The sequence below is a fragment of the Pseudoalteromonas sp. SG45-1 genome, assembly GCF_014164135.1.
In the GTDB taxonomy this organism is placed as follows: domain Bacteria; phylum Pseudomonadota; class Gammaproteobacteria; order Enterobacterales; family Alteromonadaceae; genus Pseudoalteromonas; species Pseudoalteromonas distincta.
The window spans coordinates 39,174-65,172 of sequence record NZ_JACJEP010000022.1 but is presented as its reverse complement, the minus strand read 5'-3'; the positions used below and the strand labels follow the sequence as shown (position 1 = coordinate 65,172).

At 39.5% G+C, this 25,999-nt stretch carries 32 protein-coding genes; 18 read left to right on the top strand and 14 right to left on the bottom strand.

The features are described from left to right. Positions 1 to 271: 271 nt before the first annotated feature. Entirely contained in the window at positions 272 to 781 is a 510-nt protein-coding gene (locus H5117_RS16275) for a hypothetical protein (protein WP_182738658.1), read from the bottom strand. A gap of 185 nt (positions 782 to 966) precedes the next feature. On the opposite strand from H5117_RS16275, the gene H5117_RS20715 reads away from it, so the two are divergent. From H5117_RS20715 to H5117_RS16265, 3 genes are read left to right on the top strand one after another with little or no spacing between them, the layout of a single operon-like run. Then, positions 967 to 1,143: a type II toxin-antitoxin system RelE/ParE family toxin gene (locus H5117_RS20715; protein WP_259404464.1), complete on the top strand. Its 177-nt coding sequence runs from the start codon at positions 967 to 969 to the stop codon at positions 1,141 to 1,143. A 40-nt stretch (positions 1,144 to 1,183) separates the two neighbouring features. Then, positions 1,184 to 1,339, top strand: coding sequence for a type II toxin-antitoxin system RelE/ParE family toxin (locus tag H5117_RS20710; RefSeq protein ID WP_259404463.1), 156 nt, complete (start codon positions 1,184 to 1,186; stop codon positions 1,337 to 1,339). Continuing rightward, a complete protein-coding gene (locus H5117_RS16265) occupies positions 1,332 to 1,640 on the top strand; it encodes a DNA-binding transcriptional regulator (protein WP_182738657.1) in 309 nt (102 codons plus the stop codon). Before H5117_RS20710 ends, H5117_RS16265 begins: the two co-directional genes overlap by 8 nt. 70 nt (positions 1,641 to 1,710) lie before the next feature. On the opposite strand, the gene H5117_RS16260 is transcribed toward H5117_RS16265, so the two are convergent. The 4 genes from H5117_RS16260 to H5117_RS16245 all read right to left on the bottom strand — a co-directional run bounded on the left by H5117_RS16260 (position 1,711) and on the right by H5117_RS16245 (position 4,104). Continuing rightward, positions 1,711 to 2,181, bottom strand: coding sequence for a DUF4760 domain-containing protein (locus tag H5117_RS16260; RefSeq protein WP_182724689.1), 471 nt, complete (start codon positions 2,179 to 2,181; stop codon positions 1,711 to 1,713). A 61-nt stretch (positions 2,182 to 2,242) separates the two neighbouring features. Continuing rightward, complete coding sequence (locus tag H5117_RS16255; protein ID WP_182724688.1) at positions 2,243 to 2,866, bottom strand: hypothetical protein; 624 nt, start codon at positions 2,864 to 2,866, stop codon at positions 2,243 to 2,245. Beyond that, complete coding sequence (locus tag H5117_RS16250; RefSeq protein ID WP_182720545.1) at positions 2,853 to 3,461, bottom strand: sigma-70 family RNA polymerase sigma factor; 609 nt, start codon at positions 3,459 to 3,461, stop codon at positions 2,853 to 2,855. The genes H5117_RS16255 and H5117_RS16250 overlap by 14 nt, the downstream gene beginning before the upstream one ends. A 13-nt stretch (positions 3,462 to 3,474) precedes the next feature. After that, the gene (locus H5117_RS16245) at positions 3,475 to 4,104 is read right to left on the bottom strand and encodes an energy transducer TonB (protein ID WP_182693686.1); all 630 of its coding nucleotides are present in this window, start codon (positions 4,102 to 4,104) and stop codon (positions 3,475 to 3,477) included. Positions 4,105 to 4,260: 156 nt separating this feature from the next. Between H5117_RS16245 and H5117_RS16240 the strand changes: the two genes are divergently transcribed. From H5117_RS16240 to H5117_RS16230, 3 genes are all read left to right on the top strand, one after another. Further along, the gene (locus H5117_RS16240; protein WP_024606258.1) at positions 4,261 to 4,767 is read left to right on the top strand and encodes a DUF3087 domain-containing protein; all 507 of its coding nucleotides are present in this window, start codon (positions 4,261 to 4,263) and stop codon (positions 4,765 to 4,767) included. Positions 4,768 to 4,801: 34 nt separating this feature from the next. Further along, positions 4,802 to 5,251 carry a low molecular weight protein-tyrosine-phosphatase gene (locus H5117_RS16235; protein ID WP_010555493.1) on the top strand — a complete coding sequence of 150 codons (450 nt, stop codon included), beginning with the start codon at positions 4,802 to 4,804 and terminating at the stop codon, positions 5,249 to 5,251. A gap of 99 nt (positions 5,252 to 5,350) precedes the next feature. Then, positions 5,351 to 5,860, top strand: a complete 510-nt coding sequence (locus H5117_RS16230; protein WP_182693685.1) for a hypothetical protein — start codon at positions 5,351 to 5,353, stop codon at positions 5,858 to 5,860. Between the two features lie 67 nt (positions 5,861 to 5,927). Here the strand turns inward: H5117_RS16230 and H5117_RS16225 are convergent, their stop codons facing one another. Continuing rightward, positions 5,928 to 7,043: an energy transducer TonB gene (locus H5117_RS16225; protein WP_182720547.1), complete on the bottom strand. Its 1,116-nt coding sequence runs from the start codon at positions 7,041 to 7,043 to the stop codon at positions 5,928 to 5,930. A gap of 249 nt (positions 7,044 to 7,292) precedes the next feature. Between H5117_RS16225 and ribA the strand changes: the two genes are divergently transcribed. The 6 genes from ribA (at position 7,293) to csrA (ending at position 13,365) form a co-directional block, all read left to right on the top strand. Then, positions 7,293 to 7,916 (top strand): GTP cyclohydrolase II, encoded by a 624-nt coding sequence (gene ribA, locus H5117_RS16220; protein ID WP_002961931.1) that lies wholly within the window; start codon positions 7,293 to 7,295, stop codon positions 7,914 to 7,916. 81 nt (positions 7,917 to 7,997) lie between these two features. Beyond that, positions 7,998 to 8,786 carry a BPSS1780 family membrane protein gene (locus H5117_RS16215; protein ID WP_024595741.1) on the top strand — a complete coding sequence of 263 codons (789 nt, stop codon included), beginning with the start codon at positions 7,998 to 8,000 and terminating at the stop codon, positions 8,784 to 8,786. Further along, positions 8,786 to 9,238 (top strand): regulatory protein RecX, encoded by a 453-nt coding sequence (locus tag H5117_RS16210; protein WP_002961933.1) that lies wholly within the window; start codon positions 8,786 to 8,788, stop codon positions 9,236 to 9,238. The genes H5117_RS16215 and H5117_RS16210 overlap by 1 nt, the downstream gene beginning before the upstream one ends. Positions 9,239 to 9,257: 19 nt before the next feature. Next, positions 9,258 to 11,858: an alanine--tRNA ligase gene (gene alaS, locus H5117_RS16205; RefSeq protein ID WP_008138921.1), complete on the top strand. Its 2,601-nt coding sequence runs from the start codon at positions 9,258 to 9,260 to the stop codon at positions 11,856 to 11,858. A gap of 6 nt (positions 11,859 to 11,864) precedes the next feature. Next, positions 11,865 to 13,082: an aspartate kinase gene (locus H5117_RS16200; protein ID WP_182738656.1), complete on the top strand. Its 1,218-nt coding sequence runs from the start codon at positions 11,865 to 11,867 to the stop codon at positions 13,080 to 13,082. A gap of 91 nt (positions 13,083 to 13,173) precedes the next feature. Beyond that, the gene (csrA, locus tag H5117_RS16195; RefSeq protein ID WP_004587515.1) at positions 13,174 to 13,365 is read left to right on the top strand and encodes a carbon storage regulator CsrA; all 192 of its coding nucleotides are present in this window, start codon (positions 13,174 to 13,176) and stop codon (positions 13,363 to 13,365) included. Between the two features lie 50 nt (positions 13,366 to 13,415). Here csrA and H5117_RS16190 read toward each other — a convergent pair whose 3' ends face one another. The 3 genes from H5117_RS16190 to H5117_RS16180 form a co-directional block, all read right to left on the bottom strand. Then, a complete protein-coding gene (locus H5117_RS16190) occupies positions 13,416 to 13,883 on the bottom strand; it encodes a YcxB family protein (protein ID WP_182738655.1) in 468 nt (155 codons plus the stop codon). Positions 13,884 to 14,016: 133 nt separating this feature from the next. Then, the gene (locus H5117_RS16185) at positions 14,017 to 14,208 is read right to left on the bottom strand and encodes a hypothetical protein (RefSeq protein ID WP_002961938.1); all 192 of its coding nucleotides are present in this window, start codon (positions 14,206 to 14,208) and stop codon (positions 14,017 to 14,019) included. Between the two features lie 58 nt (positions 14,209 to 14,266). Continuing rightward, positions 14,267 to 14,440, bottom strand: coding sequence for a DUF1328 domain-containing protein (locus tag H5117_RS16180; RefSeq protein WP_002961939.1), 174 nt, complete (start codon positions 14,438 to 14,440; stop codon positions 14,267 to 14,269). Positions 14,441 to 14,959: 519 nt separating this feature from the next. Between H5117_RS16180 and H5117_RS16175 the strand changes: the two genes are divergently transcribed. From H5117_RS16175 to H5117_RS16155, 5 genes are all read left to right on the top strand, one after another. Further along, on the top strand, positions 14,960 to 15,205 hold the full coding sequence (locus H5117_RS16175) for an OadG family protein (RefSeq protein WP_002961940.1): 246 nt from the start codon (positions 14,960 to 14,962) through the stop codon (positions 15,203 to 15,205). Positions 15,206 to 15,216: 11 nt separating this feature from the next. Then, a complete protein-coding gene (gene oadA, locus H5117_RS16170) occupies positions 15,217 to 16,998 on the top strand; it encodes a sodium-extruding oxaloacetate decarboxylase subunit alpha (RefSeq protein WP_002961941.1) in 1,782 nt (593 codons plus the stop codon). Between the two features lie 13 nt (positions 16,999 to 17,011). Continuing rightward, positions 17,012 to 18,142, top strand: coding sequence for a sodium ion-translocating decarboxylase subunit beta (locus tag H5117_RS16165; protein WP_002961942.1), 1,131 nt, complete (start codon positions 17,012 to 17,014; stop codon positions 18,140 to 18,142). A 142-nt stretch (positions 18,143 to 18,284) separates the two neighbouring features. Continuing rightward, positions 18,285 to 19,256, top strand: coding sequence for an aldo/keto reductase family oxidoreductase (locus H5117_RS16160; protein WP_024597683.1), 972 nt, complete (start codon positions 18,285 to 18,287; stop codon positions 19,254 to 19,256). A 13-nt stretch (positions 19,257 to 19,269) separates the two neighbouring features. Next, entirely contained in the window at positions 19,270 to 19,446 is a 177-nt protein-coding gene (locus H5117_RS16155) for a hypothetical protein (protein ID WP_182695417.1), read from the top strand. Positions 19,447 to 19,544: 98 nt separating this feature from the next. Here the strand turns inward: H5117_RS16155 and H5117_RS16150 are convergent, their stop codons facing one another. Then, positions 19,545 to 20,858: a peptidoglycan DD-metalloendopeptidase family protein gene (locus tag H5117_RS16150; protein WP_024597684.1), complete on the bottom strand. Its 1,314-nt coding sequence runs from the start codon at positions 20,856 to 20,858 to the stop codon at positions 19,545 to 19,547. 323 nt (positions 20,859 to 21,181) lie between these two features. Between H5117_RS16150 and tyrS the strand changes: the two genes are divergently transcribed. After that, the gene (gene tyrS / locus H5117_RS16145; protein WP_007585427.1) at positions 21,182 to 22,381 is read left to right on the top strand and encodes a tyrosine--tRNA ligase; all 1,200 of its coding nucleotides are present in this window, start codon (positions 21,182 to 21,184) and stop codon (positions 22,379 to 22,381) included. 63 nt (positions 22,382 to 22,444) lie between these two features. Here the strand turns inward: tyrS and H5117_RS16140 are convergent, their stop codons facing one another. From H5117_RS16140 to folE2, 4 genes are all read right to left on the bottom strand, one after another. Beyond that, the gene (locus H5117_RS16140) at positions 22,445 to 23,389 is read right to left on the bottom strand and encodes a regulatory signaling modulator protein AmpE (RefSeq protein WP_182738654.1); all 945 of its coding nucleotides are present in this window, start codon (positions 23,387 to 23,389) and stop codon (positions 22,445 to 22,447) included. Next, complete coding sequence (gene mtnN / locus H5117_RS16135; protein ID WP_182738653.1) at positions 23,390 to 24,097, bottom strand: 5'-methylthioadenosine/S-adenosylhomocysteine nucleosidase; 708 nt, start codon at positions 24,095 to 24,097, stop codon at positions 23,390 to 23,392. It abuts the gene before it with no gap. A 122-nt stretch (positions 24,098 to 24,219) separates the two neighbouring features. Further along, positions 24,220 to 24,816, bottom strand: a complete 597-nt coding sequence (locus tag H5117_RS16130; protein ID WP_002962552.1) for a DUF2726 domain-containing protein — start codon at positions 24,814 to 24,816, stop codon at positions 24,220 to 24,222. Positions 24,817 to 24,931: 115 nt separating this feature from the next. Continuing rightward, the gene (gene folE2 / locus H5117_RS16125) at positions 24,932 to 25,852 is read right to left on the bottom strand and encodes a GTP cyclohydrolase FolE2 (RefSeq protein ID WP_024597688.1); all 921 of its coding nucleotides are present in this window, start codon (positions 25,850 to 25,852) and stop codon (positions 24,932 to 24,934) included. Positions 25,853 to 25,999 lie beyond the last annotated feature (147 nt).

Here is a 25,999-nt window from a genome sequence, read left to right as displayed (position 1 = left end):
CTGAGAATAGAAAGTCAGGGCTTTATCTACCGAGCAGTATTAAATACTAGGCGCCGAGGCAAGCTCACTGACTTCGATGTGATAAATGATAGCTAATCATTTATCAACGAGAGATACAAGGCGCTTAGCTTGCTGGCGCGTCGGGCGGTAGCTTTATTTTTTTGCTTATTTTATTTCAAGAATTATTGTTTTGTACGTATGATTTTTAAATGCTCAAAGGCCTGCTTAATCGCAGGCCTTTTGTTTGGAAGTGAATGATTTAATATGCTATTTAACTGTTAAACGGGTAATCAACGTTTGTAAAAGGCCATTCGTTTTTAACCCATGTTTTAACGTTTGTTTTAAGCTCATCAAAAAGCGGTGTAGAAAGGTGCTCTTTAGCAACCCAGCTAAATACAGTGGCATCAAATTCACTATCAACCGTACCTGTAATATAAATACAGCCAATCACCTTCGTTTTATCGTTATTCATTACATGAAAAGTAAAAGATTCTTTATTATTAAATGCGATTAAGTCACTTTCCAATGATTGCGTGTTTTCTTGCAAAGTAAAGTCATCAGCAGGCCATGTGGTGCCTAAGCTAATTTGAATAAACTCGCGAGCAGACATAAGCGCTTTGTAATCAAGTTTTGTGTACTTAGGGTTTACCTTAACTAAGGTGAAATTTTCAAAGTGCTTTTCAATCGGTACTACAAATTCGTTATTTACTAAAGTCTCAGCCTGCACAAATGAGCAGCAAAATGTATAAATAGCAAAAACGAATATATGTAGTTTTGTCATATTTCTTCCTTAAATTTAAACTAATAGCTCTATGAAAATTAAGTTAAATTATAGCTTTATAGGGCTGAGCCTTAAAGAACTAATATTGTGTATTTCTAAATGTGCTGAGAGTTGCTTTCAAGTTTTTAGTACATTAATTCTGGTGAACTATAATACTAAGTGTCATAGTTGGTGGTGTGATATTTATGGGTATATTTAAATCAAAATGGTTTAACAAGTGGGCTGCAAAAGAGGGCTTACCTGACAAGGTGTTAATTGATGCTGTTAGAGATTTAGAAAACGGACTTAACGATGGGGACTTAGGTGCTCATGTTTATAAAAAGCGAGCACCAGCGAAAGACAGGGTAACGAGGTGGCTATAGAACCATAGTTGCTTTTAAAGTTGCGGATAAAGCATTTTTTATGTTTGGCTTTTCTAAAAACCAACGAGACAATATCGATAAAAAAGAATTAAAGGCACTAAAGTTAATGGCGAAAGAGTTACTAAGTTATTCACAGCAGCAACTCAAAATAGCTATTAATGAAGGCGAGCTAATAGAGGTAAAAAATCATGAGTAATAGTATTTTAGGCGTAATGCATGATACAGCTAAAGGGCTAAATGATGCCGGTGTTATGGATAGACAAACTATGCGGAAGTTTGATGCAATGTGTCTGCCTGAAGTCGAGCAATATGATGCCGCGCATATTAAAGCAATTCGTGAGCACGCTCATGTTAGCCAAGCGGTATTCGCCGCTTATTTAAATACCAGTGCTTCAACAGTTAGAGCTTGGGAGCAAGGTGGCAAGTCCCCAAAAGGTGCTTCCTTAAAGCTGTTAAATTTGGTCGCCAATAAAGGCTTAGATATACTTGTTTATTAATCTAAGCGGCCGGTAGCTAAGGTTGAGTGATACGAAATCCAATTCCACGATATTGCTCTAAAGCCTTATCCTATCTCCTTAGTTTAATCAGTAGTTTTACTAATTTCTCATATTGTAACCATATTTCAGGGTTCTCTTTGTGAGCTCGACGATAGAAAATATATGCTTCGTACCTATGGTAACTATTAATTATCTCCTGACCTGATAGTGAGTTTAATGCTTTTATTTCATATGCCTTTAAATCCACTCCTGTAGCTAGCTGCTCATATTTATTCAGGATATGGTGAAGAGTTTCTTTAGTATCGGATAAATTTACGACTTCCCTGACCTCATTAGCATGGAGCTTACCTGGGTATTTATTATTAAACTTAACAAGATACGGGATAACTTCTTGATGAAACTTCCCCCAATACTCTAAGGTTGATTTGATTCTCTCTTTTCTTGAGTTAACTATATAAATATAAATACCAAAAAGAAATGAGCATCCAGTAAACAGTACAGCGACTACTTTACTTATTTCTATTATGTAATTTAATTCCATTTCGATTACTCCGTGTAATTAGTTTAATCCTAGCTAAAATTTAGGTTAGACTAAAATATATCTAAGCCCCACACTGCCTAACCCCAGCACCTGCATGTTTTAGCGCAATAATTTGCCCTTTACCGTTATGCGCCATAGCGAGCATATCACCCGTATTTATATCGTTTTCAACCGCGTGTTTACCTTTTAAATCACTCAACAGTGAATGCTTAATTTGCACGAGTACTTCATCATTACAGCTGGCTATGTACCAGTCGTTATCTACCTTTAGGAGCGTACCGTATTCTATGTGGCGTTGTTGGTGGCGGTGTAAATCGTTAGCTAATTGGCTGTCGAGTGCGTGTTTTTGTTCTGTGATGGAGCTTGCGTAGCTACCAGCTTGGTTTATTTCGTGTGTTTTAATAATTGAATAGTCGTGAATGTCTATAGTGTTAAATACGCTGTTAAGCACGGTTTTTGGCGCGTGGTTAATGCTATCGTTATTATCAAACACAATAAAAGAAAATACACCCAGTGCGCAGGCAAGGCTGGTTAGCTGCAGCGTAAAGCCGAACTTTTTAGGCTTTGTGTGCGTGGCCTTTTTAAGTAGCGCTTTTTGCTGAGTGCTTGTAAGTGTAGTGCGCGCTTTTCGCTCTTTGTAATGTTGTGTGAGCTTTTGATCAAGCGGCTCATCAGGCTTGTTCATTGTTTGCTCCTAATAAACGTTTAAGGTTTTGCTTGGCATAGCGCAGCCTTGTTTTAATGGTCTCGAGGCTGCTTTGCGTTATAAGTTCTATGTCGGTGAGCGAAAAGCCTTCTTGTTGTAATGTTATGGCTTCACGCTGTACAAAGCTGAGTTGTTTTAGGGCGGCGTCGAACGCTTCGTAACTTATGTTTGAGCTTCCTATATGCGAGTCTTTGCTAGTTAAGTCACCACTATTTAAGTTGTTTTCGCTTTTATCATTTTGTGCTGCTAAATGCGTGTTTTCGTCAAGCTCTACAAAGTGCTGTTGCCTGCGGTATTCGTCAATGAGTGTGTTGCGGGCAAGTTTAAACAACCATGCTTTTGGTGTGGTTTGGGCTTGGTAAAGGTGGCGTTTTTCGATTACTTTTAGCCATGTTTGTTGGCTTACGTCGTATGCTAAATGCGTATTAGATTGTGTAACAAGGTAGTGGTATAAGTCGTTACTGTAGAGGGCAATAAGCTGCTCTAAGTAACGATTGTCGCCACTTTTTGCGTAACTTGCCAAGCAGTCCTTGCTTGGCGTTTCAAATAACCATGACTTAATACTTAGTAGCATAGGCTCATCGCTTTTATTGTTGTAATTTAAAATCGAGCTGTACAGTTTGACCTGTTTGTAATTGTGCCACACCTTCAATTACTTTGGGGCGATATTTCCAGCGTTTAATAGCTCTTATTGCTTCGCGGTCAAAGGTGCGTTTTGGCTCGGCGTTAATAACTACCGGGTCGATTACTTCACCGGTGGGCGAAATACTAAAGCTTAGTTGCACCCAACCTTCAATACCATCGCGCGCGGCTGTAGTTGGGTATTTAGGGTTTATGCGCACTATGGGTGTTGCATCCCCTGTAGGGCGATTAATGGTATTGTTAATGTCGCCACCAAAATCGTCAATTGTAACTGGCGTAAGGTCGCTAATTGCCAACACAGGATCCGCTGATGCATCAAGCGGTGGAGCTTTTTGCGGCACTTTAGGCATTGGCGGTGGCGGCTGTATTTTTTGTATATGCCTGACTTTTGAATCCTCAGGTGCTTGAAAAATCTCTACTATAATATCGCCCCCTGGTTTAACCGGTGCGCGTTGCTCGCCACTTATTAAATATTGCATAAACGCAAAAGCTGCAAAGGTCATTGCGGCGCCGCCGATAACGGCAGTCGATGTTTTAATAAATACTGGGTTGTTAGGTACTTCAAGTGTGTGCATAAGCCGCTCCAAATTTTATTGACCACTACAATTAGGGTGTTTTCAAAGCTATAACGGGTGGCAAATCAAAAAGGGGTGAAATAATTTTATAAAAAATGTGGGGTTTAGTTACAATAGCCATTCGCATTCTTTTACTTATTAACTTTTTAGGCTGTTATGCAACTCATTGAAATAAATAAAGCGCGTTACCGTAAACATTTAAACCGTGTTATTGCAGGATGCGGTATTGGTTTAGCTGTAGGCAGCTTGGCTATATCGCAAACGCTGATTGCTTTATTTCCTGATGAAAGTGGTAGCCACTTTCATTGGAACTTAATAGGCGTTGCTATTACAAGCGTTGGGCTTGCGTGGTTACTTAATAAATACCGTACACATAGCTTTATGACTGAAGTTGTTTATGTGTGGGAGCTTAAAAAAGCACTTAATAAAATAACCCGTAAAATGGCTAAGTTAAAAGCCGCTGGCCGTGAAGGTAATGCCGATGCGTTATTAGCGATTCATTATAGCTACGCGGGCTCTCGGTTATTGTGGCAGCTAGACGATAATCTAATCACCATGGACGATTTAGCCATTAAACAAGCTGAGCTCGAATCTGTTGCAGCGCAACATAACGTAACGCTTAATGTTGAAGATTACGATGAAAGCATTTTAAAACAGTTTTAAAGCTTAGGTTTTTAAATTAGTTAGAGGATCCTTAATGAAGAAAGTACTCATAGTGTGTTTAGGTAATATTTGCCGCTCGCCAACCGCAGAGGCGGTATTAAAAGCCCGTGCTAAAAAGCTAGGCGTTAACGTTAAAGTAGATTCGGCGGGCACTATTGGCTATCACGAAGGTAAAACGCCTGATAGTCGCTCAATGGCAGCAGGGGAGAAGCGCGGTTACAGCTTTAAAGGTATTTATTCACGTAAAGTGCGTACAAGCGACTTTACTGAGTTCGATTTAATTTTAGCGGCCGATACACAAAATTTAGCTGATTTAACAGCGCAATGCCCTGAGCATTTACGCTATAAGCTGGCGCTGTTTTTAGAATATGGCGAGCAAGCCCAAAGCGCTATTCCCGATCCCTATTACGGCGGCGATGATGGCTTTGAAAATGTGCTCGATTTAATAGAAGCGGCTAGCGATAAAATACTCGCTAAAATTTAATCCCTATTTTATTACTAAAGCTAAATTTAACGAGCTTTTTGTCGTATTGCATGGCGTTCCTAAAGTGAGTACATTTTATACTTGCTCAAAGGGAACTTTATGAAAATAAAAATATTACTACTCACTTTATCTATCGCTTCTTGTTCTACTTTTGCTAACGATGTTAGTTTTTCGATTGGGGGTGGCTATCCTTATTTAGTTATTCCTGAAGTGTCTTTGTCGGCTAACGACGACACACAGCGCTGGTATGCAAACTATAAACTAGGCCTTGATGATGGGTTTTCTGCCGGTTTTGAACAAGCAGTTAGCGATAATAAAAAACATGCTTTTGGCGTACTTGTGGGCGCTATTGGTGCAAGAGATACAGACCAAGAGTGCGAAAGTTCAACTAATGATGTAGCAACTGACTTTGCTAATACGCTAGGTTGTGTAATTGGCGGTATTTTTGATGAAGAAACAACAAATGGTATAGGGCTTACGTACAACTACAACTTTAATGGATTGAACAGCGCTGGTTTTAGATTAGAGCTAGAGGTGGGCTACGGTAAAGCAAGCGATAGCAATGAAAAAAGAGCCGATGGCGGAATTAGCGTAAGTTATGAATTTTAACTACGTAGAATTTGTATTAGTTGGTATTAAAAAAGACGCTTAAAGCGCCTTTTTTAATGAGCCGCTTTTAGTGGCGGTTAATTTTAAAGTCGAGTTGTACCTGAGAAATAGCGCTAACAGGTTTGCCATTTTCAAACTTTGGCGCGTAACGCCATTGCTCAAGCGCTGCTTTGGCTGATTTTTCAAATGCGCTGCCACCTTCTGAGCTAAGTACTTTTGGGTTTTTTACAAAGCCAGCTGCGTCTACCTCAAACTCCATAACAACGCTACCATCGGTACTAAATCTGGCTTTGTTAACTGGGTATTTAGGATTAACACGATAGAGTGGTGTTTGCTCTTGCGATTCTTTCCATGGCACCATTTGAGCGATAGCTAGGCAATGTTTAGTTGCTTCTTCGCTTTTACCTTGTTTTTCGTACAGGCCTACAAGCTTTGAATGAGCTGTTAGCTCTGCACTGTGATCAAAGTTTAAGTTACTATCGAATACAGTAACTATACGGTTTAGCCTTTCAATCGCTTGATTGTATCTTTTACGACCCTCTGCGAATGAGGCCATTAAAAAATCGGCTTTTATGCGCTCTAGTGAGTTTTCAGGTAAGTTTTCTTGGTAGTATTCGTCGGCTTCTTCTAGGTAGTTTTTAGCCTCACGATATTTTTTAGAACTAAACTTTTTAGCCAGTAGCGTTGCAGCTTCAAGTTTCATGTCGGCTACAAACTTAGGGTTATTTTGTGTTTTAGCTATACCTATTACTTCTTCTAAAAAGTTAGCTGCTTTGTAAGCTGATGTTGTGTAGTTAGCTTTTCCGAGCAGTGCATCAACTGTTTCTATTGATTGTTTGCCGTGATTAGCCGCTAAAATAGTATGTGCTTCATCATAAAGTGCAAAACGTTGTTCGTATAGCTCATCGCCGTAGCCTTTAATAGCTTTAGCGTAGTTAATAGCTAAGTTAGCAGTATTGTCGTCGCTTTTACCGTAAACGGCTTTACCTGATGTGTAAGCAAGTTTGGCAGCTTGTTGTACGTTTTCGTCTGCTTTAACTGCTGCTAAATAGCCTTGGTATGCTTGGTTAAATACCGTTTGAGGATCGCTTGCTTGGCTGGCGAATGCTGTAGTGCTTAAAGTTGTTGCGCTTAAAGCAGACAAACTTAAACCTATAAATAAAGCGAGTTGCTGACGTTTCATAATAATCCCTATCGTTGTTTAAAATACAAAATACCAAACGTGCCTGCAGGTGTCACTGATTAAGGTAAATCAACGTAAATAATATTGGCGGTTATTTGTATTAATTTATTGCTTAACAATCATTGAAAATAACGCCTGTCGTCGCCATATATTTGCCATAAACAGTCTTGTACTACGGTGTATTTATCCTATTTTGTGATACTATCACTTTATTGTCGTGTCGTAGTTATTTAAATATTTGGATTTGTCGTGGCGCAAGTAAGAGCAAGAGTCCAGCTTAAAGTTGGCAGAAATAGTGATATCCCTGCAGAAATAATCTCATTTACTGATTTAAAAGATGGTAAAGAACATATTGCTATGGTGTTTAACAACGCCGATACAGAGCAAGATGTACCGCTAATTCGTATGCATTCAGAATGCCTAACGGGCGATGTATTTTACTCATCGCGTTGTGATTGCGGCGAGCAGCTAAATGAATGTATTGAAATGATGCACGAGCAAGGCGGTATTTTATTGTATTTACGCCAAGAAGGCCGTGGCATTGGTTTATACAACAAAATTGACGCTTACGTATTGCAATCGCAAGGTATGAACACCTACGAAGCTAATAATCATTTAGGCTTTGCTGATGATTTGCGTGACTTTTCGGATGCGGTATTAATGCTCAATGCGCTTAATTTAAGTCACGTTAAATTAATGACTAATAATCCTAAAAAGCTTAATGCATTAAAAGATGCCGGTATTAATGTTGACTCGGTTGTGGGCACACATGCGCACATAAAAGCGGGTGTTGCGGGTAATAAATCGTACCTAGAAACAAAAATTAAGCATGGCGCGCATATGTTAGATATTAAGAAAATTAAAAAACCTTAATCATTTAATTACGTTTCGTCTATTAATCCCCCCTTACGCCAAGTTATACTTGGCGTGTTTCGTTTTAAATTAAGAGCAAGTATGTCTACACAATTACGAATTTTTAAAGCCGATGCAGGGCTAAAGTGGTTAAAAGCCGGATGGCTTATTTTTAAAACCCAGCCAGCAACCTTTATTTTTATGCATTTATTTATTGGTATTGTAGGGCTGCTGTCTTTATTTTTACCGCTGCTGCAAGTAGTAGCAGCACTCGCTACGCCATTTTTAACCGCAGGGTTTTACCAAGCGGTGCTTAGTAAGCAACAGGGCGGAAAAATTATGCTAGCCGATATTCTCAAGCCATTTACGGCTAAAGGAAATCGTTTAGGGTTATTACGCTTAGCACTTTACCAAATGGGTGCGGGCATTTTAATGGCGTTACTTGCTAATGGCTTATTTGCCGATGCAGTGGCTGTTATGAGCCAACCAGGACTTGATCCAAACGTGGCGCTAGAACAAATGCTTGAGAGTATTTCGGGCGCGAATGTAATTTTATTTTTTATGGCAATGCTAATTTATTTAACGGCATTTGCGTACGCTGTGCCACTTGTTTATTTTAGTAAAGAAACACGCATTTTAACGGCGCTTAAAAAATCGTTAATGGTGTTTTATCATAACATTTTGCCACTTGGCGTTTTTGGCCTTATTTGCGCATTATTTATGGCGCTTTCGATGTTCTTATCGTTCTTACCACTGTTGATTTTAATGCCGATTTGCTACATTAGCTTTTTTGTATCTTATCAAGCCATTTTTATGCCTGTTGTACCATTAAGTGACGACATTAATGTTAAGCCACTTAGCAGTGAAACAAGCGGGCGTTTTGACGCTTAATGGATGATAAATTAAAGCAAAAACTAAAAAACTATGTACTTTGGTTACTAGGGCGCCAAGAATATTCGCGTCGTGAGTTAACGCTCAAATTACAGCAAAAAGAAGCGACAGAAGAGTTTATTGAAACGCTGCTTGATTGGTGCGAAAAGCACAATTTTATTAACGAGCAGCGATACTGTGAAGGCTTTGTAAGAAAACACATATTTAAATGCCACGGGCTTAAGCGAATACAAAGCGAAGCTATGGGCAAAGGGATTGATCGTTCGCTACTTGAAATGGTAGTTGAAGAGCTTGAAATAGATTGGTTTGAGCTTGCGCAGGATGCGTACAATAAAAAATATTCGAATACACCGCCAGATCTCGATTACAAAGATAAAGCTAAGCGCGTGCGCTACTTAATGTATCGGGGTTTTAGCTACGATGAAATTAATTTTGCAATGCAAGCACAGTAAATACAGGTGAGACTTTCAAATGCAGCACATGACTACCGCACAAATTAGGCAACAGTTTTTAGACTTTTTTGCCAGCAAGCAACATCAAATAGTACCTTCTAGCTCGCTTATACCGGGTAACGATGCCACGTTGTTATTTAATAATGCCGGCATGGTGCAATTTAAAGATGTATTTTTAGGCGCAGAAAGCCGCCCTTATACACGTGCGACAAGTTCGCAGCGCTGTGTACGTGCTGGCGGTAAGCATAACGATTTAGAAAACGTAGGCTACACTGCTCGCCACCATACATTTTTTGAAATGTTAGGTAACTTCAGCTTTGGCGATTACTTTAAGCAAGACGCGATTAAGTTTGCGTGGGAGTTTTTAACTGAGGTTGTTAAATTACCTCAAGAAAAACTGCTTGTTACTATTTATCACGATGATGAAGAAGCGTTTGAGTATTGGTCAAAAGATATTGGCTTAAGTGAAGATCGTATTATTCGTATTGCGACCTCTGACAACTTTTGGTCTATGGGCGATACTGGTCCATGTGGTCCGTGTTCTGAAATATTTTATGACCACGGCGAGCATATTTGGGGCGGACCTCCGGGCACTCCAGAGGAAGACGGCGACCGTTTCATCGAAATTTGGAACCTTGTATTTATGCAATACAACCGTCAAAGCGACGGTACAATGTTGCCACTGCCTAAGCAGTCTGTTGATACGGGAATGGGCCTTGAGCGTATTTCTGCAATTTTGCAGGGTGTGCATTCAAACTACGAAATCGATTTATTCCAAGGCTTAATTGCAGCAGCTGCAAGTGTAACTAACGCGCAAGATATGGACGATAAGTCACTACGCGTAGTGGCGGATCATATTCGTTCGTGTGCGTTTTTAATCTCTGACGGTGTTATGCCATCTAACGAAGGTCGTGGTTATGTACTACGTCGTATTATTCGTCGTGCTGTGCGCCACGGTAATAAGTTAGGTGCGCAAGGTTCGTTTTTCTATAAGTTAGTTGCTGCGCTAATTGAGCAAATGGGTCAAGCGTACCCAGAGCTTGCTAAGCAACAAGAAATTATCGAAAAAGTATTACGCATTGAAGAAGAACAGTTTGGTAAAACACTTGAGCGTGGCTTAGCTATTTTAGAAGAAAGCTTAAGTGACCTTAAAGGCGATATTATACCGGGCGACTTAGTATTTAAACTTTACGATACGTATGGCTTTCCAGCTGATTTAACGGCCGATGTTGCGCGTGAGCGCCAGATGACGATTGATCATCAAGGTTTTGAAGAGTGCATGGCTGTACAACGTAAAACAGCGCAACAAGCGGGTAAGTTTGGTGCTGATTACAATGAGCAATTAAAATCAGAAAAGCTTACTGAGTTTAAAGGCTACGACAGCACGCACCATAGCGCGACAGTGGTAGAAATTTTTGCCGGTGGCGAAGCTGTTCAGTTATTAGAAGATGGTCAACAAGGTATTGTAGTATTAGACCGCACACCGTTTTACGCTGAATCAGGCGGCCAAACGGGCGACACGGGTACTATTACAGTTGCTGGTGGCGAATTTAATGTTACTAATACCACTAAACTTGGTAATGCTTTTGCTCACCACGGTACTGTGCAAGGTCGCATTGGTGTTAACGATAAAGTGGATGCGACTATTGATGATGCACGCCGCGATAGCATTAAGAAAAACCACACAGCTACACATATTTTACACGAAGCACTACGCCAATTATTAGGCGACCATGTAGGCCAAAAAGGCTCACTTGTTCAGCCTGATCGTTTACGTTTTGACTTTTCGCACTTTGAAGCGGTTACTAAAGATGAGCTACGTGAAATTGAGCGTGTAGTTAATGACGAAATTCGTCGTAACTTCGCACTTAATACTGAGCTTATGGCTATTGATGATGCTAAAGCGAAAGGTGCTATGGCGTTGTTTGGCGAAAAGTATGATGACGAAGTACGTGTAGTTACTATTGGCGACTACTCTATTGAGCTTTGTGGTGGTACTCACGTTGAGCGCGCAGGCGATATTGGTTTATTCAAAATTGTATCTGAAAGTGGTATTGCCGCAGGTGTTCGCCGAATTGAAGCGGTAACCGGTGCTGATGCAGTTGCTTATGTTAGCGAGCAAGAGCAACAATTACATGATGTAGCTGCTTTAGTTAAAGGCGATAGCGCATCGGTACTTGAAAAAGTAACTGCGTTGCTTGAAAAGTCTAAAGGTCTTGAAAAGCAAATTGCGCAACTTAACGATAAGTTAGCAAGTGCAGCGGGTGCATCTTTACTTGATTCGATTGTTGAAATTAACGGCGTTAAGCTACTTGTAGCAAATGTTGAAGGTACTGAATCTAAAGCGCTTCGCGGTATGGTTGACGACCTTAAAAACAAAATTGGCTCAGGTGTTATTGCTCTTGGTGTTGCCAGTGGCGACAAAGTAAGCCTAATTGCTGGTGTAACTAAAGACTTAACAGGCAAAGTAAAAGCCGGTGAGTTAGTTAACCACATGGCAGGCCAAGTAGGTGGTAAAGGTGGCGGTCGTCCAGATATGGCACAAGCCGGTGGTAGTGAGCCACAAAACCTTGCTGCTGCACTAGATAGCGTTACAGCTTGGTTAACTGAGCGTACTTAAGCCTAAGTGGCGCTTATTGTTCAAAAATTCGGTGGCACTTCGGTCGGCTCAATAGAGAGAATTGAAGCGGTCGCCGACCTTGTTGTAAAAACCAGACAACAAGGACATCAAGTGGTTGTGGTGCTCTCGGCTATGTCGGGAGAAACCAACCGCTTAATTAATCTCGCCAAACAAATTGATACTCGCCCGAGTAGCCGTGAACTAGATGTACTAATTAGCACCGGAGAGCAGGTTTCTGTATCACTACTTGCTATGGCTATTATAAAACGTGGCCACTCTGCTGTGAGCCTATTAGCCGATCAAGTCAATATTTTAACCGATAACATGTTTGGTAAAGCTCGTATTGCAGAGGTTGCTGCTACGCGTTTGAAGCATGAGCTTGAGCATAATCGTATTGCTATTATTGCTGGGTTTCAGGGGCGTGATGTTGAGGGCAACATTACAACGCTTGGGCGCGGCGGTACCGATACATCGGCTGTGGAAATAGCTGCGGCTATAAAAGCTGACGAATGCCAGATCTATACAGACGTTGACGGCGTATATACTACAGATCCTCGTGTTGAACCTAACGCGCGCAGAATGAGCCAAGTTACCTTTGCCGAAATGCTAGAACTGGCAAGTTTAGGGGCGAAAGTTTTGCATATTCGCTCAGTAGAAGCTGCAGGTAGACACAATGTGCCACTTAGGGTGCTTTCTAGCTTTAATCCCGATGAAGGTACATTAATAAGTTTTGAGGAGAACGATATGCCAAGCAAGGTTGTATCGGGGATTGCATTTAATCGTGACGAATGTTTAATTAAGGTACAAGGTGTGCCAACGGGTACGCAATATCTTTCAAAAATATTGAAACTTTTTGCCGAAAATGGCATCGAAATAGATATGATTAATCAAGTTAATCATAACTTTGAAAAAATAGACTATGCTTTTACTGTGCACTCGAATGATTATCTGCAAGCACTTGAATTATTGAGTGAAGATCAAGCTCAGCTCAGTGCTCAAAATATAAGCGGATTGCAAGCAGTAGCTAAAATTTCTGCTGTTGGCATGGGTATGAAATCACATTCTGGTGTCGCTAGTTTATTTTTTGATGCATTAGCACAGGAAAATATTAATGTGGTTTTAGTCTCGACTTCAGAGATTAAAATTTCAGTTTTAATAGATGAAAAGTACTTAGAGTTGGCTGTTCGTGCATTACACAAGGCATTTTTAACAGAAAATGGATAGATTGCGAGTTTTTACTTACTTTTCAGTCTAATTTTCATTAGTATGTTTAAGCGGAATCTTATAATTTTTATTGGAACATGGGAGCAAGAGAATGCTAATACTAACTCGTAGAGTAGGTGAAACCCTAATGATTGGTGACGAAGTAACAGTTACTGTTCTAGGTGTTAAAGGAAATCAAGTTCGAATCGGTGTTAATGCACCAAAAGACGTATCAGTGCATCGTGAAGAGATTTACATGCGCATACAAGCTGAAAAGTCGAACCCTAATCCGGGCAATGCTTAATCAACACGTATACGTAGTTGAGTAATTAACTCAACTAGACTAAAAGCCACTCACTGAGTGGCTTTTTTGTTTATAAAAGCGAGTGTTTCAGGACTAAGTATTTGTTTTGATATGTACTGCATGCCGCTTTTGTTTTTAATAATAATACCTTGTTGGGTGTCTATTACTTCGCTTATATTTTGCCATTCTAATTGATAGCTTTTGTAATGATTAGCAGATTTAATACCTTCTTCATCAAAGGTAAGTGTTACCTCAGAGCCTGATGCTCTGCTGAGCATTTGTCTGGTTACCCACCATGGTCTGCGATAGTAATAAGCGACGCACTCGAGTACCGCTAACATGATCATAAACGTTCCTAAGTAATGATCGTCTAAAACATAAATGCCAAATAAACCAAGCGCAACTAACAACACAAGTAAAAAGTATTTAGGTTTTGCACGCTTACTATAAGGGAGTGACTCATCAAAACACTCGTAAAAGTAGGGTTTATCTAATGTGTAGGTGGTTGTGAATGCCATTTTGCCTTGCTTTAAATATCGTTTTTTTTATTTTAACAAGCTAACTGCTAAATGAGCAGCTTTATAGTCAGTGATTTTATTACTGGCACAAAAAAACGGCTCGAAAGCCGTTTTTTTAGCGGTACAAGAAGAATTAACAGTTAGTTTCTTCAGCGTTCACGCCTTCTTTAACATTTTCACATGCATCTTCAACAGAGTTTTGCACATCAGTTACTGCTTCGTCGATACGTTCGCCAGCATCTTCTGCATGGTTGTCTTCACAACCCATCATGAAAAAACCTGCAAATACTGCGATTAGTGCTGCTTTTAAAGTTGTAGAGTTCATAGTGTAATTCCTTGTAAGTATTAATTAAATTTTAGTGTTTGTTAGTTGAATGCTTTATCTACCTGGGTGATTTACCACGTAGTGCACCTGAAACTAATGAAATCACTAAAAGTACTAAAAAGATAAAAAATATAATTTTTGCTATACCAGCTGCGGCACCTGCGATGCCACCAAAACCTAACACTGCAGCGATTAAAGCAATAACTAAAAATGTAATTGTCCAGCGTAACATTGTTTTCTCCTTGGTTATCAAATTTGCTCATAATAACTAATGCCAGTTATATGCCAAAGTTTATTTGGTATAAATATCAATTGGTTATGGTTTTTCGCTGTTGTTCTAGTTATTAGTTGGTTAGTAACTTTTACGCTTTGTTATGTAAGTTATTCACACTGTTGCAAATAACTGCTAAATGTTCACTAAATAAACTTATTTTGGTAAGACCAATTAACAATTGGTGTGTGGCTTTGCATTTAATATTAAGAATTAGTGTTTATTTTTACTTAGCTTGATAGTTAATTAACAACTTCCATATAACTATTAGCTATAGTCGTTATTTCTTGTATGTATTGTAGAGCGCGTGATTGCTGAGTTATAGCATGTAAATTAATTGAGTGTTATGTTGTTTATTGTTTAATTGGTTTTACCAATTTACAAGATGTAGACAAAGCGATTAGTTTTGTTATTATCCAGTGAATAAATATTTAATTAAATCGATTTTTTATTTTCGATATGGGTTTCAAGGGGAGAAAAATGGATATAGGTGCTCTACTCACAACGGCTGGTAACTTAATGCTTACTGGCATGGTTGGGGTGTTTGTATTTCTGTCGATATTAATTGGTGCAGTAACGCTTATGTCTAATTTGGTGACGCGCTTTAGCGAACCTGACGTGGCGACACCAGTTAAATCACCATCTTTTAAATCTCAAGGTGTGCCTAATGAGCACATCGCTGCTATTAGTGCTGCCATTGCTCAGTACAAATCAAATAATAAATAAGGGGCAAACACATGGCTAAATTAAAATTAACAGAATTGGTATTACGCGATGCTCACCAATCATTATTAGCAACGCGTATGCGCCTAGACGATATGCTACCGATTGCTAGCAAATTAGACGATGCGGGTTATTGGTCTATTGAATCGTGGGGCGGTGCTACATTTGACTCGTGTATTCGTTATTTAGGCGAAGATCCTTGGGAGCGTATTCGTGCACTTAAAAAAGCGATGCCTAATACTAAACAGCAAATGCTATTACGCGGTCAAAACTTATTAGGTTACCGCCATTACGCTGATGACGTAGTTGAAAAGTTTGTAGAACGTGCACATAAAAATGGCGTTGATGTATTTCGTATATTTGATGCAATGAACGATGTACGTAACCTAGAAACAGCTATTAAAGCGGCTGTAAAAGTAGGCGCTCACGCTCAAGGTACTATTTCGTACACAGTTAGCCCAGTTCATACACTTGATATGTGGCTAACTCTTGCAAAGCAGCTTGAAGATATGGGTTGTCACTCAATTTGTATTAAAGATATGGCGGGTTTATTAAAGCCGTACGATGCTGAAAAACTAATTAAAGCACTTAAAGAAACTGTATCTATTCCAATTGCTATGCAGTGCCACGCTACAACAGGTTTAAGTACTGCTACTTACCAAAAAGCAATTGATGCTGGTATTGATATGCTCGATACCGCTATTTCATCAATGAGTATGACTTATGGACATTCCGCAACTGAAACTATTGTATCGATAGTTGAAGGGACTGAGCGTGATACTGAGCTTGATTTAAACCACCTAGAAGAAATTGCTGCTTACTTTAGAGATGTACGTAAAAAATATGCGGCATTTGAAGGTAGCTTAAAAGGGGTTGATGGGCGCATTTTATTAGCTCAAGTACCTGGTGGCATGCTTACAAACATGGAAAACCAACTTAAAGAGCAAGGCGCAGCCGATAAGCTTAATGAGGTTTTACTTGAGATCCCACGTGTACGTGAAGATCTTGGCTTTTTACCTTTAGTAACACCAACTTCGCAAATTGTTGGCACTCAAGCGGTACTTAATGTGCTAACGGGTGAGCGTTATAAAACCATTACTAAAGAAACTGCTGGCGTATTAAAAGGTGAATATGGCTTAACACCAGCACCAATGAATAAAGAGCTACAAGAGCGCGTGCTTGATGGAGCGGAAGTTATTACTTGTCGCCCTGCTGATAACATTGCACCTGAGCTTGCAACGCTTGAAGCTGAGTTATTAAAAGAAGCACAAGAGCAAGGTTTAACACTTGCTGATGATCAAATTGATGACGTATTAACTTATGCATTATTCCCACAAGTTGGTTTGAAGTTTATTAAAAACCGCAACAACCCAGATGCATTTGAGCCAGTACCTTCTGTTGAAGATAAAAGCAGTAAAGCACCTTCTAAATCAGTTTCAAATAGTAACAAAGTGAAGGCTGAGCAGTACAGTGTAAAAGTAGATGGTAAAGTTTATGACGTAGTCGTAGCGCAAGGTGGTGAACTTAAAGAAGTAACATTAAAAGACTCTGAGCACATTCCTCAATCTGCTTCTGTTGCATCAGGTGAAACACTTAACGCGCCTCTAGCCGGTAATATTTTTAAGATTAAAGTAAAAGCTGGGCAAGTTGTTAACGAAGGCGATGTAGTGATTATTATGGAAGCCATGAAAATGGAAACTGAAATACGCGCTACGCATACCGGAACAATTGCTGAAGTGTTAGTTAGTGAAGGCGATGCTGTAACTACCGGCGACGCTATGATTGCATTAGCTTAGGAGTAAATAGAGGATGGAAGGTATTTTAAACCTCTGGAATGCGACAGGCATTGCTAACTTTACAATCCCATCGTTAATAATGATTGCGGTAGGGTGTTTATTACTGTTTTTAGCGATAGCTAAAGGCTTTGAACCACTATTATTACTACCTATTGGTTTTGGTGCAATTTTAACAAATGTACCAGTGGCAGGTTTGTCAGACCCAGGTGGGCTTTTGTACTACGTTTATTATGTGGGTATTGATACGGGGATTTTTCCGCTGTTGATATTTATGGGAGTAGGGGCGCTGACCGACTTTAGCGCACTTATTGCAAACCCACGTATGTTGTTATTAGGTGCGGCTGCACAGTTTGGTATTTTTGCTACATTGTTTGGCGCTATATTACTTAACTATGTGCCAGGTTTTGAATTTACTTTACAGGACGCATCGGCTATAGCCATTATAGGTGGTGCCGATGGGCCAACAGCAATATTTTTAGCATCAAAACTGGCACCTGATTTACTAGGCGCAATAGCAGTAGCTGCGTATTCATATATGGCACTTGTGCCAATTATTCAGCCGCCAATTATGCGTGCACTAACAACCCCAGAAGAGCGTAAAATAAAAATGCCAGAGCTTCGCAAAGTATCTAAAAAGGAAAAGATTATTTTTCCACTTATGGTGCTTAGTTTAACGGCTATGTTTTTACCGGCTGCTATACCGCTGGTAGGTATGTTTTGTTTAGGTAACTTAATGCGAGAGTCGGGTGTTGTTGATAGATTAAGTAACAGTGCTCAAAACGAAATCATCAATGTTACAACTATATTTTTAGGCTTAGCTGTTGGTTCAAAGCTTGCTGCAGATAAGTTTTTAACTGTTGAGACGATTGGTATTTTAGTGCTTGGCGCACTGGCTTTTGCAATTGGTACGGCATCTGGCGTATTTATGGCAAAAGGACTTAACCGAATATCTAAAACGCCTATAAATCCATTAATTGGGGCGGCAGGTGTATCGGCTGTGCCAATGGCGGCACGAGTAGTTAATAAAGTTGGCCTTGAAAGTAACCCACATAACTTTTTACTTATGCATGCAATGGGACCCAACGTAGCGGGTGTACTTGGTAGTGCAGTTGCTGCGGGTATTTTATTAGCACTTGTTGGCTAAAAATGTAATTTAAAATAGATTAACCATTAAGCGCAGTTTACTGCGCTTTTTTTTGTTCTTAATTTCTTCACCGCTAAATGGTTTCTTGTTCAGCACTTTTTGTTTACAGTAACAGCTCTTCAACATTTTAAGGATAGTTATCATGCTTCACACGCCTTTAGCAAAGCACTTGCCTCACGTTAGTAAACTTGTATTTGGATGTATGGGTCTGGGAGGCGGTTGGAATAAAGACGCAATCACTGATGCACATGTTAAGCAAGCTCATGAATGTATAGATAACGCCATTGAAGGTGGTATTAATTTTTTTGACCATGCTGATATTTATACTTTTGGTAAAGCAGAGCAGGTTTTTGGTAAAGCATTAAGTGAGCGGCCAGAGCTTAGAGAGCACATGTATATTCAATCTAAGTGTGGGATTCGATTTGAAGATGACTTAGGGCCAAAGCGTTATGACTTTTCCCCAAAGTGGATTGAGCAGTCAGTTGAAGCATCATTAAAACGATTAAATACAGATTATTTAGACGTACTTATGCTGCATCGCCCTGATCCACTCATGGAAGTTAACGAAATTGCTCGCATATTTAGTTGCTTAAAAGAAAGCGGTAAAGTGCGCAATTTTGCAGTGTCTAATATGCAGCAGCACCAAATGAACTTTTTACAACACGCACTTGATATGCCAATTGTTGCTAATCAAATTGAGGCTAGTTTGCAAAAACATCAGTTTGTTGATGAAGGTGTATATGCCGGTAACAGTGACGGTAAAGATCTTAATTTTACGCCAGGTAGTATTGAGTACTGTCGTCATTTTGAAATCCAAATTCAAAGCTGGGGTAGTTTATGCCAAGGCTTGTACAGCGGTAGTGATTTATCAAACGCATCTCAGGCAGATATCAACACCAGTCTTTTAGTTAATAAGCTGGCTGCACTTTATGAAACCTCTGCTGAGGCAATTGTACTTGCATGGTTGCTTCGCCATCCCGCATCTATTCAGCCAATTATTGGAACAACTAATGCTAAACGGATTAAAGCCTCTTGTGATGCTGTAAACGTAGAGCTAACTCGTGAGCATTGGTATGCACTTTATGTAAGCGCTAAAGGCCACGAATTACCATAAGTAGGGCATTAATATGAACATATTCGTTATTTTAATTGGTTTGTTTGTTGCGCTGGCGATACTTATACCCTTGCTTGAAAAGTATCAAAGTAAAATAGGGCTCAACGGCGCAACCAAATACAGTAAATATATTTGGCCATTAGTGATGGTGTCTTTAGTTATTCAGCTCATTTATGCACTGATGTACTGATGTACTGATGTACTGATGTACTGATGGTTTATAGCGTATACAAAAAAGCCTTTGCAGGTTAAACCTGCAAAGGCTTTTTTAATGTTTATTGATAAACTTTATTTAAGTGCTAACTGTAGCTCGCGATTGCGCTCAAGCTGGGCAATAAAGTTATCAGCAATAGGTTTAAACTTGGCAAGTTCTGAGCGAGGTAATGGCTCTGACTTAGGGAGTTTTACAGTTTTAGGATTACGGTGAACGCCATTTACTAAAAATTCATAGTGTAAATGTGCACCAGTAACACGACCTGTAGAACCTACAGTACCAATTTGTTGGCCCTGTTTAACTTTTTGGCCCGTTTTAACTAGCTTCTTATTTAGGTGTAAGTACTTAGTTACATATTGCGTGCCATGGCTAATAAATACGTAGTTACCGTTGTACTTGCTGTAACCGGCTTTAATTACTTTACCGTTACCAGATGCAACAACAGGTGTGCCAGTGCGTGCAGCAAAGTCGATACCACGGTGCGCTCTAACTTGCCCAGTAACAGGGTGTAAGCGGCGAGGATTAAAGCTCGAACTAATATACTTAAAGCTTACAGGCGCACGTAAAAATGCTTTTTTCATGCTACGCCCTTCAGGCGTATAAAAATTGCCGTCGGTATGGCGAATAGCTGCAAAGCGCTGACCTTGGTTTACAAATTCAGCTGCAATAATTTTACCAGTACCAATAAACTCGCCATCAACATAGTGAGACTCGTAAATTAAGCCAAATACATCGCCTTTACGAATGTCGTTTGCAAAATCAACATCCCAACCAAATATGTCAGCAAAGTTCATTATTTGGCGTTCGCTTAAACCTGCTGCAATTGCTGAAGTCCAAAAGTTATTAGATATTTCGCCGCCAGCGGTTTTGGTTAGCGTTTCAATTTCTTTGCTATCAATAGCTGTATCGTAGTTACCTTCTTCGTTTAAGGTAACAAATAAAGTATCTGTTTTTGAAATCACATAGCGCAGTTGAGCTAAGGAGCCATCTTCAGCTGTCGCAAAACTAAGTATTTCACCTGGGTGAATTTTAGTCAGTTTGCGAGTCTCCGCATTAGTGTTAATTAGTTTATGAAGCGTTTGAGCCGAAAAACCAGCACGCTTAAAGATAATTGCTAAATTGTCGCCATTTTTAACTTTATGATCGACAAAGTCGTATTCTGGTAACTTTTCTGCTGCTTGCTCTGAATTTAACTCAGTTAATTTTTCGTTGTTATCAACTTTAACTTGTAACTCATAGCGCTTACCAATTTCTAGTGCATTTGCACTATTGTCTTTGGATGCAGTGGCTTTTTCAGAAGGAAGAAAGGCTAAGCCAACAATAGCAGAAACCAAACCTAGAATAAGCAATTTGTGTTTTTTGGGGAGCGTGTGAACCACGTGAACCATAACGTGCCTTTTTCTGCTGTCAAGATAATAAATACATAATATTGCAGGATATACTTAATAATGTACGAATACTAGTGTTTTGTAGATTTAAACTGACCTTAAACTACGCTAAAATCGGGCTTAGAAAGCCTTTTTTAACGCTCTACCTAGCTAAGACTCAATTGATTTAGTTTAGTTGCATGAATCACTTAAAAAGTTGTTTTAATTAGGTAGAAATTTGTTATGTTAGCTACATCTATTTATTCGGTTTAAACCTTTATTAAACCGTGACTACGCAAGTAACTAGTCGCCCCTTCGTCGGCAGAATTTTGGAGTAATACACAGTGGATTTACAAACCGCTCTAGCAGAGATAAAACGCGGTGCAGAAGAAATATTAATTGAAGACGAACTAGTTGAAAAACTAAAGTCGGGCAAGAAGCTAAAAATAAAAGCAGGCTTTGATCCTACAGCGCCTGATTTACACTTAGGACACACTGTACTAATTAATAAAATGAAAACCTTTCAGGATTTAGGTCATGAGGTTATTTTCTTAATTGGTGACTTTACTGGCATGATTGGTGACCCAACGGGGAAAAACGTAACGCGTAAACCACTTACTCGTGAAGACGTACTAGCCAATGCCGAAACATATAAAGAACAAGTATTCAAAATTCTAGATCCTGCTAAAACCACTGTTGCATTTAACTCTACTTGGATGGAAAAGTTAGGCGCTGCAGGCATGATTAAACTTGCTGCAAACCAAACCGTAGCACGTATGCTTGAACGTGATGACTTTAAAAAGCGTTATGGAAGCGGCCAACCAATTGCAATTCATGAGTTTTTATATCCACTGGTACAAGGTTGGGATTCGGTTGCACTAGAGTCAGATGTTGAACTAGGTGGTACTGATCAGCGCTTTAATTTGTTAATGGGCCGTGAGCTACAAAAAGTAGAAGGTCAAAAGCCGCAAACAGTATTAATGATGCCATTACTTGAAGGTACTGACGGCGTTCAAAAAATGTCTAAGTCGCTTGGTAACTACATTGGTATTACTGATGCACCTAACGATATGTTTGGTAAAATAATGTCAATTAGTGATGTGCTAATGTGGCGTTACTACGACTTATTAAGTGCGCTTTCTATTGAAGAAATTGCAGCTCAAAAAGAACGTGTTGAGCAAGGTACGAATCCGCGCGATATTAAAATTGAACTAGCTAAAGAGCTAATTGCTCGTTTTCATAGTGAAGCTGATGCACAAGGTGCACATGATGATTTTATTCAGCGTTTTCAGAAAAAAGCGTTACCAGATGAAATCCCAGAGCTAACAATCACTATTGCAGAAGATACTATTTTAATTGCTAACTTGCTTAAAGAAGCAAATTTAGTAGTAAGTACATCAGAAGCAATGCGTATGATTAAGCAAGGTGCAGTTAAACTTAACGGTGAAGATAAAATCACTGATACCAAACTTGAAATAGCAAAAGGCACAACGGCTATTTACCAAGTAGGTAAACGTAAGTTTGCAAACATCACTGTAGCTTAAGCACAGTTTAAAAACTAAAAAACCAGCCTCGGCTGGTTTTTTTGTGCTCGTATTTTGAGCCCTTTAAATCAATTTTAATATTTCAATACTGGCTATTACTAACAACCAAAATACACGGGCCTGATTTAACCTATTAATTATTACAGGTACATCCTCGGGTGTAGGTAGTCTATCAGTACCAATACGCATTTTATTAAAGCGAGTACCTAAATAAACTGCAGGCCCGCCCAACTGCACGCCAAGTGATGCAGAGCATGTGCTTAAGAGCCAGCCTGTATTTGTTTGATAAAAATGCCTGCCATAATGCTTTATATAATGCATGCTTTGTTTGCTTGCTCGACTTGCTGCAATAGTTAAAGCGAGTAAGCGCATGGGAATATATTCAATAATAAACAAGAGTATTTTAAGCGGTTTTAAAAAGTAACTATTTGGGGAGATATCACTACGCCAGGCTTGTTGTATTAAGGTAAGTAACCGATAGGCAAGGGCAGCTATAGGGCCAAATGCTAAAAATATAAATATGACTACGAAATAGTATCGAGAGGTGCGCAGTATTAAGCTCTCAATTAATGCTTTGATAATACCAGCTGATGAAAGTCTATTAACTTCACGGGCAAGCAGTGGCTTTAGTAATTCGCGCGCTGTGGATTTTTGATTTTGTTTAGTTAGCTTTGCAATGCGAAGTGCTTTTTTATCAATGCTCTTACTTTCTAAGCATAAGTATAAAATAAGGCCAGCGAGTAATTCAGGATAAAAAGCAAACTCGAGTAGCAACACTACAATAATGAGAATGACACTTAAAATAAGTGAGCTTGCGAGTATAGCTGCCAAATATTGATAGCTTTTAGGTTCTTTGCTTTTGTATATACGTTTGCCAATAGCACTAAAAACAGCATTTAACGCCGTATTGGGATGATACCAGCTAATAAGGGGAATAAAGCGCTCAGCAAGGAGCGCTAGTATAAAGGCAATAAAGTCCAAGTGATTTTGAACAATATTGCTAAGCATTTACAGAGATACTGCTGTAAGCTTTTCTAAAAGTGCAACAACCATTTTAGATGAGTTGATTGATGCTGTTTCTAGGTATTCTTCAAATGATTGTGGTGACTCTTTACCAGCAATATCAGACATTGAGCGAATTACAACAAATGGTGTGTTTAGCGTAAAACACGTTTGTGCAATTGAAGCGCCTTCCATTTCAACAGCAAGCATTGCAGGAAAATCACTACGTGCTTTATCAATGCGTATAGGGTCACACATAAATGTGTCACCAGTACAAATTAAGCCAACGAGTGTTTTAACATCACTGATTTGTTCGATAGTTTGCTGTGCTGCTTCAACTAATTTAGGGTGTGCTGCAAAGCCTGCCGGCATTTGTGGTACTTGGCCAATTTCGTAGCCAAAAGCAGTTACGTCTACATCGTGGTGACGTACTTCTGACGAAATTACTACATCGCCAACACTAAGAGAAGGATCGAATCCACCGGCTGAGCCTGTGTTAATTATGCAATCAGGTTTGAAGTTATCGATCAGTAAGGTAGTTGCAATAGTTGATGCGACTTTACCAATACCAGATTGAACAAGTGTCACCGTGTTACCAGCCAACTCGCCAGTATAAAAAGTGAAACCTGCTTTAGTTAAAATTTGTGGGTTTTGCATAGCTTCACGTAAAATTTTAACTTCTGGCTCCATTGCGCCAATAATACCAACATTCATAAAGTTTAATTCCTGAGTTTGAATCACTTGATTATACGTGAAGTTAGCAATAAAAAACAAAAAAGCGAGCTTGTTTATGAGCTCGCTTTAAATACTTTTTAGGAGAGTATTTAATTCGTTTTTTAAATTTCAGCTAACGCGGTGGTTTGCGCTTTAGCCTGAGAAGGTGAAAGTACCGCTGGCTTATGTGAGCGGTTACGAACAGGGCGCTGAGTTTGTGTTGCTGCAGGCTTACCAAGTTTAAACATAATTGCATCGCGTACTTCAGAAGGGCGGTAGCCCGATTTAACTTTCATACGAATATGTGGAATGCCCGCAGACTCTAGTGCACCGTTTACAAACCAGTCGCGTTGAGCTTTGTGGCCATCTTTGTTGGCATTGTTAACTAGGTCAACAGCAGCAATGATTGTTAGTTTTTCTTTGTCGATTAAAACAAAGTCGAGTTGCTTATTTTTAGCTTTAGCTAAAGCAGCACGTTTAGACTTTACTGAAAGCCCTTGCTTACAGTCAATGACGTCGATTAACTTAACGCGACTAACAATTTTATATTGATCGCCAACAGCACGCTCGAGAAGATTTAAAAAAGCGCCTTCAACCTGCGTAAAAACAGTTTGCTTGCGAGTAAAAGGATACGGGTTTCCGCCATCGTCATTAAATTTTGACGCAACAACAGAGGCCCCGACAACTAATACTAGGATTAATAATAAAGCGAATTCCATACGGTAACTCCATAACAACAAATTGACACTGCTCAAACAAAGCAATTTACGTGCCTAAAAAGTATGGGTTATAAAATAATTACCGGCTGGTTTACAAGCAATAGCTACAAAGCGATTAAGCTTTGTAGCCTCCTTTAATACCTTTTACTGCAATAGCTACAGCATCGTGTGCATGCAGTGACTCATAGTGGTTTATTTGCAGCCAATAATCACTGTAATGGTTTGCCTCTAGCAATGCTTTAATTTTACGCGCTGCATCTTCACAAAACATAAGGTTTTGACCATTCAAACGGGCAAATTCTTGCTCATCTTCACGTTTTACTGCTGCTTGTACTGGTGTTTTAAGCTCAGCTTCAAGAGTGTTAATTAGCGTAACTACGTCAAATTCTTGAATGTTGCTATCAAGCTTTACTTTTACGTTGGCAATAGAGCGCTGCGAGTGGGGAGTCGCTACAATACCTTGTGTAGTGCCTAGCCATTCGTGCACATCTTTTTGGCTCAACGTTTCTTGGTTAAACTTTTCGTTAAACGCGTTTTGTATAAGCTGGCGCGCAAGTGCAGCAGAGCATGGGCACGTTGAAGAATAAGTAACATCTACGGTTAGCTCGTAGCTAATAACGTTATTTTCAATTGTACTGGTAAGTACAACTGGGTAGCTTTTCCAGCCCGCTTTGCCACTTAATAGTGACTTACGGCGTAGCGGTAATTCAAATTTAAATTCAATTTGTGCTTTATTGCTCAGCCCTTCGTGGCTAGTTATAAAGGTATCGAGTGCCTGCGCTATTGTTTGCGGATTGACTTGCTGCTCGGTTGAAAGCAGATCAAGTGCCAAAAATAGACGTGACATATGAATGCCTTTGGCATCTTCTTTATGTAAATTTACAAATGCACGAGCTTTGGCGTTTACTGTAACTGGAGATAAGTCTCGGGATTCAAAAATAAATGGCAGTTCTATTTCGCCCATGCCAACCCAGTCTAATTTACCTGTTTGTAAAGCGGGTGCAGTGTCTGCTATATCTGGCATATTGGTTTGCATGTGCGCTACTCGTATTTTGGGGATAATAAAGCGGGGCATTTTACACTAAATAATTTATTGCTGAAATGATGAGTTTAATAGATGAGCTAAATCAAACATGAAAAATTCTGTTTTTATCGCACAACGTGAGTAGTGGTAGGAGAAAAA